The 15,820-nt window shown below is 35.9% G+C and carries 12 protein-coding genes and 1 pseudogene; 7 read left to right on the top strand and 6 right to left on the bottom strand.

What is annotated here, in order from left to right; all coding sequences use genetic code 11:
- From WBY99_RS11550 to WBY99_RS11525, 6 genes and pseudogenes are all read left to right on the top strand, one after another.
- Positions 1–245: pseudogene (locus WBY99_RS11550) on the top strand (Txe/YoeB family addiction module toxin); the annotation flags it as partial.
- Between the two features lie 73 nt (positions 246–318).
- Positions 319–1,689, top strand: a complete 1,371-nt coding sequence (locus tag WBY99_RS11545; protein WP_423976486.1) for a tetratricopeptide repeat protein — start codon at positions 319–321, stop codon at positions 1,687–1,689.
- Positions 1,690–1,716: 27 nt separating this feature from the next.
- The gene (locus WBY99_RS11540) at positions 1,717–2,202 is read left to right on the top strand and encodes a hypothetical protein (protein WP_423976485.1); all 486 of its coding nucleotides are present in this window, start codon (positions 1,717–1,719) and stop codon (positions 2,200–2,202) included.
- Between the two features lie 105 nt (positions 2,203–2,307).
- Positions 2,308–3,849 carry a glycine--tRNA ligase gene (locus tag WBY99_RS11535; protein ID WP_423976484.1) on the top strand — a complete coding sequence of 514 codons (1,542 nt, stop codon included), beginning with the start codon at positions 2,308–2,310 and terminating at the stop codon, positions 3,847–3,849.
- A gap of 61 nt (positions 3,850–3,910) precedes the next feature.
- The gene (locus WBY99_RS11530; RefSeq protein ID WP_423976483.1) at positions 3,911–4,327 is read left to right on the top strand and encodes a DUF1385 domain-containing protein; all 417 of its coding nucleotides are present in this window, start codon (positions 3,911–3,913) and stop codon (positions 4,325–4,327) included.
- 667 nt (positions 4,328–4,994) lie between these two features.
- Complete coding sequence (locus WBY99_RS11525) at positions 4,995–6,131, top strand: serine hydrolase domain-containing protein (RefSeq protein WP_423976482.1); 1,137 nt, start codon at positions 4,995–4,997, stop codon at positions 6,129–6,131.
- Between the two features lie 521 nt (positions 6,132–6,652).
- On the opposite strand, the gene WBY99_RS11520 is transcribed toward WBY99_RS11525, so the two are convergent.
- Genes WBY99_RS11520 through WBY99_RS11495 form a run of 6 tightly spaced genes read right to left on the bottom strand, consistent with a single transcriptional unit; the run spans position 6,653 to position 15,112 of the window.
- Positions 6,653–7,984: a quinol:cytochrome C oxidoreductase gene (locus tag WBY99_RS11520; protein ID WP_423976481.1), complete on the bottom strand. Its 1,332-nt coding sequence runs from the start codon at positions 7,982–7,984 to the stop codon at positions 6,653–6,655.
- Between the two features lie 13 nt (positions 7,985–7,997).
- On the bottom strand, positions 7,998–8,708 hold the full coding sequence (locus WBY99_RS11515) for a c-type cytochrome (protein ID WP_423976480.1): 711 nt from the start codon (positions 8,706–8,708) through the stop codon (positions 7,998–8,000).
- The gene (locus tag WBY99_RS11510; RefSeq protein ID WP_423976479.1) at positions 8,701–9,222 is read right to left on the bottom strand and encodes a DUF3341 domain-containing protein; all 522 of its coding nucleotides are present in this window, start codon (positions 9,220–9,222) and stop codon (positions 8,701–8,703) included. The genes WBY99_RS11515 and WBY99_RS11510 overlap by 8 nt, the downstream gene beginning before the upstream one ends.
- Positions 9,209–10,609, bottom strand: a complete 1,401-nt coding sequence (nrfD, locus tag WBY99_RS11505; protein ID WP_423976478.1) for an NrfD/PsrC family molybdoenzyme membrane anchor subunit — start codon at positions 10,607–10,609, stop codon at positions 9,209–9,211. Before nrfD ends, WBY99_RS11510 begins: the two co-directional genes overlap by 14 nt.
- An 18-nt stretch (positions 10,610–10,627) precedes the next feature.
- The gene (locus tag WBY99_RS11500; RefSeq protein WP_423976477.1) at positions 10,628–13,726 is read right to left on the bottom strand and encodes a TAT-variant-translocated molybdopterin oxidoreductase; all 3,099 of its coding nucleotides are present in this window, start codon (positions 13,724–13,726) and stop codon (positions 10,628–10,630) included.
- A 21-nt stretch (positions 13,727–13,747) separates the two neighbouring features.
- On the bottom strand, positions 13,748–15,112 hold the full coding sequence (locus WBY99_RS11495; RefSeq protein ID WP_423976476.1) for a c-type cytochrome: 1,365 nt from the start codon (positions 15,110–15,112) through the stop codon (positions 13,748–13,750).
- 186 nt (positions 15,113–15,298) lie between these two features.
- Here WBY99_RS11495 and WBY99_RS11490 point away from each other — a divergent pair.
- A partial coding sequence (locus WBY99_RS11490) for an SPOR domain-containing protein (RefSeq protein WP_423976475.1) occupies positions 15,299–15,820 on the top strand: 522 nt, incomplete at its 3' end.

Below are 15,820 nucleotides of genomic sequence, written 5' to 3'. Positions count from 1 at the left end.
TTTACCAAACAAGCCGAAGAAGATTTGGAGTTTTGGAAAGAATCTGGAAATAAATTAATTCAAAAAAAGATTTCCGAAATGTTAAAAGATATTCAAGAAACTCCTTTTGAAGGAGTTGGTAAACTAGAACCGTGAAATATAATCTATCAGGTTCTAGGAGCAGAAGGATAAATTTGGAACATAGAATTGTTTACGAAGTTATAGGCGAAATAATTTATATTGAATCCTTAAAAGGACATTATTAAAAATTAATTAAAAAAGTTTTTTCGAAGTTTAGAAGCAATTTTTAAACATTGAAATTACAAATGAGATACAATATTGGAAGAATTTTTTGAAAATGAACTTGTTGAAAAGTTCGAAGCAATGGTTGAAAATAATGATGAATTCTACTTCGGAGTCGAAGAATATGAAGAGATTATCATTTATTACCTAGAAATGGGTGATATTTCCTTTGCCGATATGGCAACCAAATACGGGCTGAAAATTCACCCGAATTCACTTGATTTAAAAATAAAGCAATTTGAAGTTTTTTTAGAATTAGAAAAATATGTTGAAGCCAAAGAACTGATGACAGAACTCAAGGAATCTTGTATGGATCATACAGACTTCTTGGTTTGCTGTGCTAAATATTATTCAAATCTCGGAAATCCCAGACGTTCAATTGAGTATTGCGAAAAAGGCTTGGAATTAGAAGAGGAAGAAAATTTCTTACACAATTTCATTGCCGATGAATTTGTGAATTTAGAAGATCCATTTAAGGCGTTGAAGCATTATAAACTCGCTTTAAATTTTGATCCACAAGATGAATATTCATTGGAAAACGTAATGTTCTGTTATAACCAACTCAAACGAAGCGATGAAGCCATCGAATTCTTGAATGGTTATTTGGATAAGTTTGCGTTCTCAGAAACTGCTTGGTACGAATACGGACAGTTTTACTTTAACAAGAAAAACTACGAAGAAGCGATTAAAGGATTTGATTATTTATTGGCGATTAATCCACAATCGGTGGGAGTTTATGCCAATAAAGCAGCCTGTTTCGAAGCGATGGGCGAGTGGTTGAAAGCAGTTGAGGTTTATGAAGAAATGCTCGCTTTAGAATATACCAAATCATTTACTTTTTATAAAATTGGTTTGTGTTACAAAGAAAATAAGCAACCGGTTTTGGCATTAAATGCTTTCCAAAAATCTTTACGCGATGATCCGCAGTTTTATCTGTCGATGATGGAGCAATCCTACGTTTACGAAGAAATGGGCGGAATGAAAGAAGCGCTGCATTTTGCAAAAGAAGCAGTTTCGCTAAATGAATCGAATCTGGATTATCAGAAAAGACTGGCCTTTTTATTCATTGAAGCGGGGAAATTTGAAGAAAGCCTCTCTTGCTTGAAAAAATTGGTCGATTTCGAACCAACTCGTTTCTACAATTGGTATGCTTACTCGGAGGTTTTGATGTTGATTGGTGAATATGAAGAGGCAATTACGGTATTGATTACAGCCACAAAAATGCATAACAGAGCCGAATTGTTTTATCAATTAAGCAATTGTTATTTCCAATTAAACAGTCAGAAAAAAGGTAGGGAAGCACTTTTAACCGCTTTAGAACTGGATCCTCAAATTTTGGAAGATATGCAGCAAAAATATCCTTTCCTAAAAGATGAAGTGGATAAAGTAAAAACTAAAAAGAAATAATTTTTTATTTTAGCAAAAAAATATTTCATGAAAAAAATTCTATTATTGAGTTTATCAATTTGTTTTCAAACCGCATTTTCTCAGGTAAGTATGGAGAAAAACAAATTGGTGAAAGATGGCGTGAAATATAAATTTTCAAAATACGAAGAAGTATTTCAAAATAATGATGCTAAAAGTTATTTCAAAAAAGCAAGAACCAATAAAACGGTAAGTGAAATTTTCGCATATACAGGAGGATTCGGTTTAGGATTTGGACTCGCAACATTAATTTCCGGTAAGGAAAATACCATTCATGCGAACGGAACTACCTATACAAAAGAAGCAAAAAAAGGAGGTTGGGGATTTCTTTTAAGTGGTGTCGGACTGATTGGAATCGGAATTCCGTTTGCTTTAGCTGCTGATGAAAATGCGAAGAAAGCAATCCAAACTGAAAATGGTGAATCAACTGTTTTTCAACCGTATTTCAAATTGGAAAGTGCTGGAAATGGTTTAGCTTTGAGTTATAATTTCTAAAAAAAAATCACTTAAAAATAAATAAAGAGACAGATTTAACTTCTGTCTTTTTTGTCATTTATAATCCGTATTAATTTCCCTATTTTTGCATAAATTCTAAAAACGATGGCAAAACAAGAAGATGTTTTCAAAAAATTGATTTCTCATGCGAAAGAATATGGTTTTATTTTTCCTTCGAGTGAAATATATGACGGTCTTTCGGCGATTTATGATTACGGACAAAACGGTGCGGAACTGAAAAACAACATCAAACAATATTGGTGGAAAGCAATGGTTCAAATGAACGAAAATATCGTGGGAATTGATACTGCGATTTTCATGCATCCCACGATTTGGAAAGCTTCCGGGCACGTTGATGCTTTTAATGATCCTTTGATTGATAATAAAGATTCGAAAAAACGCTTCAGAGCCGATGTTTTGATTGAAGATTATTGTGCGAAATTAGAAGATAAAGCGCAAAAAGAAATCGATAAAGCTGCCAAAAGATTTGGTGAAGCTTTCGATAAAAATGAATTTGAAACGACCAATCCGAGAGTTTTAGAATATAGAGAAAAACAAAAAACTATTCTTTCGAGAATGGCGCAATCTCTTGAAAAAGAAGATCTTGCCGACGTGAAATCTTTAATTGAAGAGTTAGAAATTGCCGATCCTGATACCGGTTCGAAAAACTGGACGGATGTTCGCCAATTCAATTTGATGTTTGGAACAAAATTAGGTGCTTCTGCGGATACTGCGACGGATTTATATCTTCGTCCAGAAACTGCGCAAGGGATTTTCGTGAATTTCTTGAATGTACAAAAAACTTCCCGTCATAAATTACCTTTCGGCATTGCACAAATCGGGAAAGCTTTTAGAAATGAGATTGTTGCAAGACAATTTATTTTCAGAATGCGCGAATTCGAACAAATGGAAATGCAGTTTTTTGTACCTCCAGGAACGGAACTCGGTTTCTATGAAGAATGGAAACAAAAACGTTTGAAATGGCATTTGGCATTAGGTTTGGGCGCAGAAAATTATAAATTCCACGACCACGAAAAATTGGCGCATTACGCCAACGCTGCGACAGATATTGAGTTTAAATTTCCTTTTGGATTCAAAGAATTAGAAGGAATTCACAGCCGAACTGATTTTGATTTGAGCGCACACGAGAAACATTCCGGAAGAAAATTACAGTATTTCGATTCGGAAAGAAATGAAAATTACGTTCCGTTTGTGGTAGAAACTTCGGTTGGTTTGGATCGTTTGTTTTTGGCGATTTTCAGTAATTGTTTGAAAGATGAAGTTTTAGAAGACGGTTCCGAGAGAACAGTTCTTTCGCTTCCACCGGCTTTGGCTCCGGTAAAAGCTGCAATTTTGCCTTTAATGAAAAAAGATGGTTTGGGCGAATATGGCGAAAAAATCTTCAACGATTTGAAATATGATTTCAACATGATTTACGAAGATAAAGACAGCATTGGGAAACGTTACCGAAGACAAGATGCTATCGGAACGCCTTTCTGCATTACGATTGACCACGATACGTTGGTTGACAACACGGTAACTTTGCGAGATCGCGACACCATGAAACAGGAAAGAGTTGCTGTTGCAGATTTGCGAAGAATCATCGACGAGAAAACGAATTTCAGAAATTTGCTTTCTAAGATTTAATTTTAAAAAATATTTTACTTAAAGTTTCGGAGCAATCCGGGACTTTTTTTATTTTTGAGTTATGGCGAAATCACAAAAGAAAGAAAAGGAAATAGAACCCAATCCATGGTTTACAACTATGATCATTTTTCTATCAATTATTTCTTCAATTGCATTGTTTTTTATTTTTAAGAAAATTATGAATTCTGAAAAGGAATTAATTTCTATTACTTTATTGCCCTTAATTTTGGGAATAGTCTTCGACTTAAAAAGATTGGAAGTTTCTTGGAAAAACATTCTCACCAAAATAATTCTTGCAATTGGTGCTTCTTTAATTTTTGCATTTATTCCTGGAAAAAATGAACATCATTACGATTTAGATTTTCATATTCGATACTTTCTGTTTGTTTTTATATTTCTATTGTTTTCTATCATTTCCTTTATTAAAGAAAAAAACAGAATAAACTTACATCAAAGCTTTCAGAGGGAATTTTATTGATTCAATCCGTTTCTATTATTTATTTAATTTGTGATCTAATTGATTTCAATAACTTGAATGTTTTAAAAATCATCATGATAACTTTCGGATTAGTTTTTTGCTTATTCAGTTTTTTTCATGCTTTTAGCTATTTTGAACATTCTAAATTTTCTAAATTTATATTGAGTCTTTGGAGTTCAATCATAATGTTGGTGTTTGGGGTTTTATTTGTTATTCGTATTTTCAAATTCAATATTTCTCATGAGTATAGTATAAGTACAAACTCAATTTCAATTATCCAATATTTTCTTTTAGGAACCTCGGGAATATATATCTTAAGAAATACCTATTTTATATTTGGTTTTTTGCCGTCAAAAGGAGAATCCTCTTCTGATTACCGAAAAAGAAGAATAGAGTTAAAAAAGAACACATCGAAAGATTCTCTGATCAACAAATTCCAATCACAAGTTCTTTGTTTTGTCTAATTTTCGTTGGTGGAATTTATTTCTTGAATTTCAAATTCAATTGGATTCCTTCTTACACGATGATTTGGATTGTGTTTACTTTTTTTCCTTTCATTATTTATTTTTGGGAATATTTCATTTTAAAAACAGAGAAAAAGATTAATTGAAATACATTCTGAAGAAATCCGTATCTTTTTTGTTTAATTTTGTTAAAACTTCAAGAAATGATCAAAAAAATTTTCAAAGGATTTGTTGTTACAATCGCAGTTCTCATCGCACTTTCTTACACTTTTGGCTACGATTATCTTTTCAAAGGAATTCGCGAGACGTATCTGCGTGGAGAAACCAGTGCTACGATTGATGATGGCAAATATTTCCCGTCACATGTTATTGCTAAAGGAAAACCAATTCCTTGGGAAAAAGATTTATTGTACAATAAAACCCTTTTGCCTAAAACTTTAGTTGAAAATTTAAAACAAACGAAAACAGCATCTTTCCTCATCATTAAAAACGGAAAATTGTTGCACGAGGAATATTGGGACGGTTATCATCAAAACTCAAAAACCAATTCTTTTTCGATGGCAAAAGCGGTAAATGTGATGTTGGTGGGCAAAGCTATTGAAGATAAAAAAATCAAAAGCATGAATCAAAAGTTCGCTGATTTTTATCAAAACTACAACAATGTACCATTCGGAAAGTATCTCACACTCGCCAATTTAGCGGAAATGGAAGCGGGGTTAAATTGGAACGAAAATTATAGCAATCCTTTTCTTCCGACCGCAAAAGCGTATTATGGAAAATCTTTGGAAAAAGCTGTTTTTCTGCGTGGTTTCAAAGATCAACCAGGAACGAAATTCGAGTATCAATCGGGTGCATCACAACTTTTGGGTTTTGCATTGAGAAAATCGATCAACAAAACTCTTGCTGAATATGCTTCTGAAAAACTATGGCAACCCCTCGGAATGGAACAAAGTGCAGATTGGAATACCGACGATTTCGGCATGGAAAAAACATTTTGTTGCATCAATTCGAATTCACGGGATTTTGCTAAACTGGGTCAACTATTTTTAAACGACGGCAAGTTTAATGACAAGCAAATTCTAAATTCAAATTTCATTGAAGAAATGCGAACGCCCACCAAATTATCAAATGGTGTTTACGGAATGGGACTTTGGATTAATAATGACGAGCCGATAAAACATTATTATTTCTGGGGATTAGATGGGCAATACATCGTTATCGTTCCCGAAAAACAAATGGTAATTGTACGGACTGGGAAATATAAAAATCAACCTGAAGACGAAAAAGGTCGTCCAAAGCAAGTTGCTTTTTTGGTAAACGAAGTGGCGAAAATATTTTAATTAGGAACTTTTGTATTGGGGGAATATTTTAAGGAAAAGACGGAATTATTTAGTTTTCTCTAAATAAAATTACGGATATGTATTCATTTGTTGACCAGGTCACACGCATTAAAATTTAATCAATTCCACTAGGTATTCTAAATTCCAAGAAGCCATTTTCTCATTATTTTAATGCACTTGCTTTTTCTGTAATATTTTTCTTTCCAATCTAAAGTCTTCAATATTTTTCGAAAAGCTAAGTGACCTGCCTATATCTATCTTATTTTCAGGTATATATTAGAAATTTAACACAAAGAAACAAATTTGAATGATTTAATTAAACAATGTAATAAAAGAAATAAGTTAATTTTAATGCGTTTACCCTGCATTGATGGGCTCCGCGGCTCCGCTCCGCCAGCAATGAACTTTAAAAAGAAAAAATTGGTAAAACATTAGCCTCAATCTACAAATTCGCAAAAAAGTCCCCAAAAAAAATCCTGACAATTAAATTATCAGGATTTTTAATATTTATTAATACCTCTTTAGAAAGGATATTCGTAGATTTTTGATTCTTTAACAAATGGGTTGCCTTCTGGAATTAATTTCAATTTGGACAACGTTGTCATTACAACAAAGATGAATGAACCTACACCAAATAATACTGCCCCAAGATTGGTTAATAAACCTGTGGCGTTTTGCCAGTATGGTCCAACTGTTCCAGGCATTACCATATTGTAATATACCAACCACTGACCTGCAACAACAATTACCGCCATGGTGATCATTACCGTGTAATTTCTTTTGATGCTTGAACTTACCATTACTGATAAAGGAATTGCAAAATTCAATAATAAGATCGACCAGAAAGCCCAAGAATAATATTCAAACCTTCCATAGAAATAATTTACTTCTTCAGGAATATTGGCATACCAATACAACATGAACTGTGCAAACCAAGTATAGGTCCATAACATGCTTAATGCAAATAAGTATACTCCTAAATCGTGTAAGTGATTATCATTAAATTGAGGTAAAAATCCTTTTTTCTTTAAATAAACACTAACGATCAAAATAATAGCTACTGAAGTTGCCCAAGCACTTACCATTGCATACCAAATGTACATGGTAGAATACCAGTGTGGGTCAATAGACATCAACCAATCCCATGCCCAAGCTGCGGAGCAGAAACCGAAGAATACGATATAACCAATATTCCAACTGTAGTATTTTGCATAAACAGATCTGCTTTTGGTAGCATCAACTTTTTTAGAAAGCGATTTCAATTTCCAAACAAAGAAAGAAGCTCCTAAAACATAGATAAGCGTTCTAACAACATAGAAAGGAATGTTTAAGAATCTTTTCTTTTCAAATAGAATTGCATCAAAGTTAGCGCTTTTCGGATCGGTTAGATCTGGATCCATCCAATGGAAAAGGTGTCCTGTATGGGTGACATTCAGTAACATTACAATAATGACAACTCCACCTGCATACGGAATAAACGATGCAACTGCTTCCATCACTCTTAAAACGATAATTGACCATCCTGCGTGAGATGCATTTTGAATAGAATAGAAAAACAAGGCACAACAACTTACAGCAAAAAGGAAAACCGAGATTGTGTGAACTGCTGCCAACGGTTGATTTTTAAACTGCGCCGTTGCATGCTCCAAATGTGCAGCGTGGTCTTGCGGCCCCAACAACTCGTTTGAATTGGAAGGCAAATTATTTCCGCTGGCATGAACTGCCTCCATCATATGTTCAATCTGAGCCTCATCAACCCCATGGTTCATAAAGTAGCCAGCTCCAAAAAGAACCAATCCCAGAAGGATGAATACGATTGAATATAATCTTAATTTAGGTGAAAAACTATACATTTTTTTCTCTTTTTTATTTTTTAGGACTCGTACTAGGTTCTGCTGTTTTCACAACGGGTGTCGCATTTGCGGCAACTGCGGATGGAGCAGCAGTAAGCCCTCCTTTAAATTCATTCATAATATACAATGCAACTCTCCATCGATCACCAGGTTTTAATTGACCTGCATAAGAACCCATCGAGTTTCTACCATGGGTCAAAACATAATGTACTGAACCGATGGTAATATCTCTGTCTGCATATTTAGGAACTCCAGAATAAGCGCCACTTTCTACAATTGATCCTTGCCCGTCGCCTCCAGTTCCGTGACACGCTGCACAAGTTTTATCGAAAAGGTCTTTACCTCTTTGTATATCTTTTGCTTGATTAGCAGGATTGAGAGGGGAGGCAGTAATTAGTTTTGAAGCATCATATCCATCATTATATTCCAGCGGAGTCATTGCAGTATTTGCTGCTGCATCTGCAAGACCTTCTGGGTTTTGTGCAACCGTTCCATCTACAGGACCTAATCCTGTAGCACCGTTTTGCTTAACAAATGCTGGGATTTCGTTTTCGTGATCTGAATAAGCAATATCTGCTTTCATCAAAGGATCATAAGCAACTGGAAAATACATATCAGGGAAATAGACCAAAGGTGGATTTTCCTTGCTGCAAGAACTTAAAGCAATCGCGGCGCATCCTAAGATCGCTGAAATTTTAAATATATTCTTTGTCATTTTAAGCATCTTTTACAGTTATTTCTTCAACTCCGGTATCAATCAGAATTTGTTTTACTGCATCTACATTATCGGTAACAAACTCCATCATAAATTTATCATCGGTCGTTCTTGGATCAGGATTCTGAGGTGGACAACCAGGATACATTTTATTTCTTGCTAAGAAAGTAAGCGACATCATGTGCGCTGCACAAAACACCATTAGCTCAAACATTGGAACAACGAATGCTGGCATATTGGTTCCCCATTTAAAAGCGGGTTTACCACCGATATTCATCGGCCAGTCATGGTTCATCGTGTACCAGGTTACCAAAATCCCAATGGTTAAACCATATACGCCATAAATAAACGCAGCGTCAGAAATTCTTGTCTTTCTTAAACCTAAAGCGGTATCTAGTCCGTGTACAGGGAATGGGGTGTAAACTTCGTTTATAGCGATTCCTTTATCATTGAAAGCTTTTACGCCATCTAATAAATCATCATCATCGGCATAAATACCGTATATTATTTTAGTGGTGCTCATCTTCTTCTTCTTTTGCTTTATAAGTTTCACCTGATATTTTCAAGATAGTCTTTAATTCCGCTTGTGCAATTACAGGGAATGTTCTTGCGTATAGTAAGAATAGTACTCCAAAGAACCCAACTGTTCCTAAGAACACTCCTACATCAATGATGCTTGGTTTAAACATCGTCCAAGAACTTGGCAAGTAATCTCTCGCGATATTGATTACAATAATATCAAATCTTTCAAACCACATTCCAATATTAATAATTAAAGCAATAATAAAAGTTGCCATAATATTTGTTCTTACTTTCTTGAACCAGAATGCTGCAGGCACTACTAGGTTACAAATAATCAAGGCCCAGAATGCCCACCAGTAAGGACCAGTTGCTGCTCCTGGCGAAAGATACGTAAAGTCTTCATATCTAGAACCTGAATACCAAGCGATGAAATATTCTGTTGCATAAGCTACAGTTACCATACCACCTGTTACGATAATTACAATGTTCATAATTTCGATATGATACATGGTAATATAATCTTCCAAATGTGCCACTTTTCTTGCTACCAATAATAACGTCTGTACCATCGCAAATCCAGAGAAAACTGCTCCTGCAACGAAGTACGGTGGATAAATAGTAGAGTGCCATCCTTTAATTACTGAAGTAGCAAAGTCAAAGGATACCGTGGTGTGTACCGAGAATACCAATGGAGTTGCTAAACCTGCTAATACCAAAGATAACTCTTCGAAACGCTGCCAGTGTTTTGCTTTTCCACCCCAACCAAATGCAAGGAAGGTATAGATTCTTTTCGTCCAAGGCGTCTTCGCACGGTCTCTGATCATTGCAAAATCTGGAATCAATCCCATAAACCAAAATACGGTGGATACGGAGAAATAAGTAGAAATTGCAAATACGTCCCAAAGAAGTGGCGAGTTAAAGTTAGTCCAAAGAGTACCGAATTGGTTAGGCAAAGGGAACACCCAATATCCTACCCAAACTCTACCCATGTGAATTACCGGAAAAATCGCTGCCTGAACTACTGCGAAAATGGTCATCGCCTCGGCAGAACGGTTAACGGACATTCTCCATCTTTGTCTAAATAATAATAATACGGCGGAAATAAGTGTACCAGCGTGACCGATACCTACCCACCAAACGAAATTGGTAATATCCCAACCCCAGTTGTTCGTTCTGTTTAGACCCCAAGCACCAATACCGGTACCAATGGTGTAAGCGATACACCCAAATCCATAAATGAATAGAGCAAGTGCGACCCAGAAAGAAACCCACCATAGTTTTCCTGCTCGTTCCTCTATAGGTCTAGCGATATCTTCTGTTATATCGTGATAAGTCTTGTGACCAATTATTAAAGGTTCCCTTATCGGAGCTTCGTAATGTCCTGACATTTTTTACCTATTTATTATTTAAACAATATTTTCTTTTCTATTTCTCACTTTGGTGTGGTAGAATACGTTTGGTTTAGTACCAATTTCTTCCAGCAAAGTATATCTTCTGTTGGTGCCGAAAAGCGCTCTTACTTCAGAACTCTTATCATTCATATCACCAAATTTCATTGCTCCTGTTGAACATGCATCCACACAAGCTGTAGAGAATTCACCGTCTCTTATGACTCTTCCTTCTTTTTTAGCTTCTAGAATTACGTTCTGTGTCATTTGAATACACATCGAGCATTTTTCCATCACCCCTCTTGTTCTTGTTACAACATCAGGATTCAAGACCATTCTTCCTAAATCATTATTTTGATTAAAGTCGAATTTATCATTAAGGTTGTAAGTAAACCAGTTGAATCTTCTTACTTTATAAGGACAGTTGTTTGCACAATATCTTGTACCGATACATCTGTTATAGGCCATTTGGTTTTGGCCTTGCTTACCGTGAGAAGTTGCTGCTACTGGACATACCGTTTCACAAGGAGCGTGGTTACAGTGCTGACACATCACCGGCTGGAAAATAACATCCGGGTTAGTCGCAGGATGGTTTAATATTCCACTCTCTTTATTCAAGAAATGACCATACATTCCTGGTACATTAAGATCCGCTGCTACAGCTTCTTGCTCAGAAAGTTTACCATCTTTATTTAAATCATATTCGGCAGGAATATCGGTCGTATAGTACCGGTCAATTCTTAACCAGAACATATCTCTCGACATTCTTACTTCATCTTTACCTACAACAGGTACGTTGTTTTCTGCTTGACAAGCGATGATGCATGCGCCACAACCTGTACAAGAGTTTAGGTCAACTGATAAATTAAAGTGAGGTCCATCGGTATCATCGAAAGCATCCCAAAGGTCTATTTTTCCTGCAGCCGTGGCTTCTCCTCCGATGGTATGATATTCTAATGGTTTATTCCATCCTAATTTCTCATCATCAAATTTTACGTTTAAGAAAGTATCCAAAAGAACTTCTCTTGCGATTTCATAACGACCCATCAGGGTATTTTGAAGTTGCATTCCTGCAAATTCGTGCTCTTCGCCAGTTTTTTCAATTTTAACATCTGATAAAATTAAGTTAGAACCGTCAAATAAAGGATAAGCATTAACACCAGTTTCGGCAACTTTTCCTGAATTCTTTTTACCGTATCCTAATGCAAGTCCAACTGCTCCATCAGCCTGACCTGGTTGGATATATACAGGAACATCTTTAATGGTAACACCGTTTACAGTAAGGTTTACCACCGATCCATCTAGCTGCATTCTTCCATTAAGATCGTTTTCGATTCCTAACCTTTTAGCATCTTTTGGTGAAATGGTTAAATAATTATCCCAAGTCATTCGGGTAATTGGATCAGGTAACTCTTGTAACCAAGGATTGTTCGCCTGAGTCCCGTCTCCTATTGCTGTTTTTGTGTATAATACTAATTCTAAATCAGAGGCTTTGAAACCTGTTAATTCAGCAATGGCTTTTGAAGCATCTCCTCCAACATAAGCAAGTGTCATAGCATTACCACCATCAACAACACCACTATAAAGTGCTTTATTGAAAGTAGTACCCCCAATTAGTGTCGTAGCATTTGCTTTCAAATAATCGTAATAATTATTCGCAGGGTTGTCTTTTCCATTCATCCAAACCAATAGTGATTCTTCAATCTGTCTTGATTTAAAAATTTTCTGAATGGTAGGCTGCATCAAAGTATAAACACCAGTTTGTGGCGCTATATCTCCCCAGCTTTCCAACCAGTTTGCCACAGGAATTACAGCTTTCGCTGCTTTATACATTTCGTTTTTCTTATCTGCAACAGCGATAACATAAGGAACTTTTTCTAGAGATTTCTTAAACGCTTCTCCTTTCTGATTAGAATAAATTGGATTTACATTATTAGCGATTAAAACGCCAACTTGTCCAGAATTCATCCACCCTAAAAACTCCTGATATCTTGCACCATCAAACTCTTTTAAGAAGTTTGCTTTCCCAGTGAAAGCATTCGATGATAGTTTTTGATTAATTAAATTGGCTAAAACGTGTGCCGCTTTAGATCCATCAGCAAAGACAACAGCGTTACTTCCTTTTGCCTGTAATTCTTTAACAAGTTCACCAGCTTCTTTACTTACAGTAGCACCATTAAGTCCGTTATAAACTTCTACTAAAACTTTATTTACAGCACTTGGCTTCAATCGAACTCTGGTATCTGCGTTAGCTCCAGTCAAAGTCATGTTAGATTCCACCTGAATGTGTCTCAACATGTCTGGACCTGGTTTTCTTGCGGTAGCATAAGAAGTTTCTAAAGAACCTCCGTTAAACTCACCTAAGAAATCCGCTTGGAAAGAAACCACCAATTGTGTTTTCGATAAATCATATACTGGCAAAGTTCGTTGTCCGAATACTTCTTGTGCAGCATCTAAAGCAGCGCTATGTGGAAGTGCATCGTATGTTACGAGTTCTGCTGTTGGATATTTTGCTTTGAAATCACCAAATAATTTTTTGAAAGTTGGTGAAGGGAACGAATGCGATAAAACAACAATTTTCTTTCCTCCTGTTTGGGCTTCAGACAAACCTTTTAAAACAAAACGATCAACGGTATCGAAAGTGTCATCTTTACCGTCAAATTTCGGCTGTTTAACTTTATCATTATCATATAATGAGAGTACAGAAGCTTGCGCTCTTGCACTAGTTTTACCTAAATCTTTTGCAAGTGGATTGGGTTCAATTTTAATTGGTCGACCTTCTCTGGTTTTAACTAAAACACTAGCAAAATCGAACCCGTCAAAATAAGTTGATGCATAATAATTGGGAACACCCGGAATAATTTCATGCGGTTTTACCACATACGGAATCGTTTTAATTACCGGTGCTTCACAAGCAGCTAAAGTCACTGCCGCTGTAGAGAATCCTAATAGTTTTAAGAAATCTCTTCTAGAAGAGCCTGATTCAGTTGATTGATTTCCGCTTAACTTTTCGCCCACCGGAATTTCAGTCTGAAATTCTTTTGCAGCCAATCGTCCGTTTAAGCTCGGATCCTTCAGTTCTTGAATACTTCTGAATTGTATTTTATTTGAAGCCATTGATACTTCTAATTTTTGTTATTAATAATGACATTTACCACACTCAAGACCACCAATTGCATCTACGGTGATTTTCGCACCTGACCCATACTGTTTTTTCAGTTTGTCATGTAGATTTTTGAAGTATTCTTTATTATAACCATTGTTCATATCTACCTCAGTAGTTCTGTGACATTCAATACACCATCCCATCGTGAAATCATTTGCCATTTGCACCACATTCATGGTATCAACTTGCCCGTGACAAGCTTTACAAACAATATCAATTTTCGCATTAGGGTTTTTCTGATTGTAAGAATTAAGGATTGCCTGTTCACCTACTACAACGTGTTGTGCGTGATTAAAGTAAACAAAGTCTGGCATATTGTGAATTCTCGTCCATTCTACAGGTTCCGTTTTGCCGGTATATCTTTGTGAAGCAGCATCCCATCCTGTTGCAGCGTAGATTTTTTGAATCTCGCCATCATAGAAAGCTTTGTCTTTTCCTGGCTCCATATACTTCCCATTATACTCGGAAATATTTCGGTGACAGTTCATACAAACATTCATAGAAGGAATTTCGGAAACTTTGCCATATTTCGCTGAAGAGTGACAAAGCTGACAATCGATCTTGTTTTCTCCTGCGTGAATTCTGTGCGAGAAATGAATGGGTTGCTCAGGTTTATAGCCCTTGTAAACTCCGATCCACATCAGCCAGTTCCACAATCCATAAGCAGCAAGAATTCCTAGAACAACTAAAATTCCTTTACCGATGTAATCATATTTCCTGTAAAGATCTGCGAAAGAAATTGCTCTACTAGCATTTAATCCTGTTAACTCATCTGTTTGTTGCAGTTTAACTAACTGCTTCAATTTTAAAAGCAACCACAGCAATAAACCACCAATCGCCAACAATGAAAGCAAAATAATTTTCGAATTCATCGATTGCATTTTTGCCGCTTCTAACGCAGCAACCGAGTTGATATCTACTGCTTCTGCGCCGACAGCCGCTGCAGGTTCTGCCGCAGGTGGATTTGTAGTGTATTCTAAAATATCGTCAATTTCCTGATCCGTAAGATTAGGAAATGTTGTCATTTCAGTTTTATTAAATTTTTCGAAAATCTCGTTTGCGTACTTATCGCCTGACGCTCTTAAAGCCTTATTGTCTTTAATCCACTTGTGAAGCCAATCTGTGTCTAAATTTTGCTCCTTTTTAATCAAGTCTACAATGCCACCTAAAGCAGGACCAACAAGCTGTTTGTCCAATGCGTGACAGGCGGTACAATTTGCTTTAAAAAGCTTTTCACCGTTCTTGGCATCTCCTTGAGCGTAAATAGAAGCACTGGTCGACAGCAATAGACCTATTGCGATGAGACCTCTTTTGTAATGCTTTCTCCAACTAATCATTTATAAAATCTTGGGTTAGTAAATTATATTGAGTTTACTTTCAACTTGGCAAAAATAAGGTTTTTAAGATAAATTTAACAGCCGTTGCAATTACCATGATGCTATTTTGCGTAATTTGTAATGTTTCTAAATAACAAATGTTGGTGTAATTTTAATTTGTTTTAAATTTGCTGAAAATAATATTTAATGAAATCATTTTTTAAAATAATTGCCTTGCTTACTTTTTTATCAACTAATATCTTTGAAGCACAACAAGTTGTAACAAAAGATACCATTTCAGGAACACCACTTTCCATTATAATGGATCAAAAAGTAAGCGACTTATTGCGCAATATTGAAGACAAATGCGCCACAAAAACGGGCACATCCTCCACCGATTCAGAAAATGAGAACTACGATAATTCCTCAAAAACTACCGCTCCGAAAATAACTGTACCAGAGAAAGAACTTTCCCAAGCAGAAATTTGCCGAAGAAATCCCCGAATTATGGGTTACAAAATTCAACTCGCGGTAGTGAAAAGCAATGAAGAGGCAAGAGAAGTCGGAATGTTTTTCCGCAGAAGATTCCCAAATATGAAAGTGGAAATTGATGCTTCGCTGAGACCAAATTACAAAGTAATGGCGGGAAGCTATTTCACCAAACAAAGTGCCGCAAGTGATTTAGCACAAATCAAAAAGTTTTTTAACGACGCAATAGCAGTGCAATAC

Source organism: Kaistella sp., from assembly GCF_049588135.1.
Lineage (GTDB): Bacteria > Bacteroidota > Bacteroidia > Flavobacteriales > Weeksellaceae > Kaistella.
Note: the sequence above shows the minus strand (reverse complement) of the source record. Positions and strands in the feature narration are given on the sequence as shown.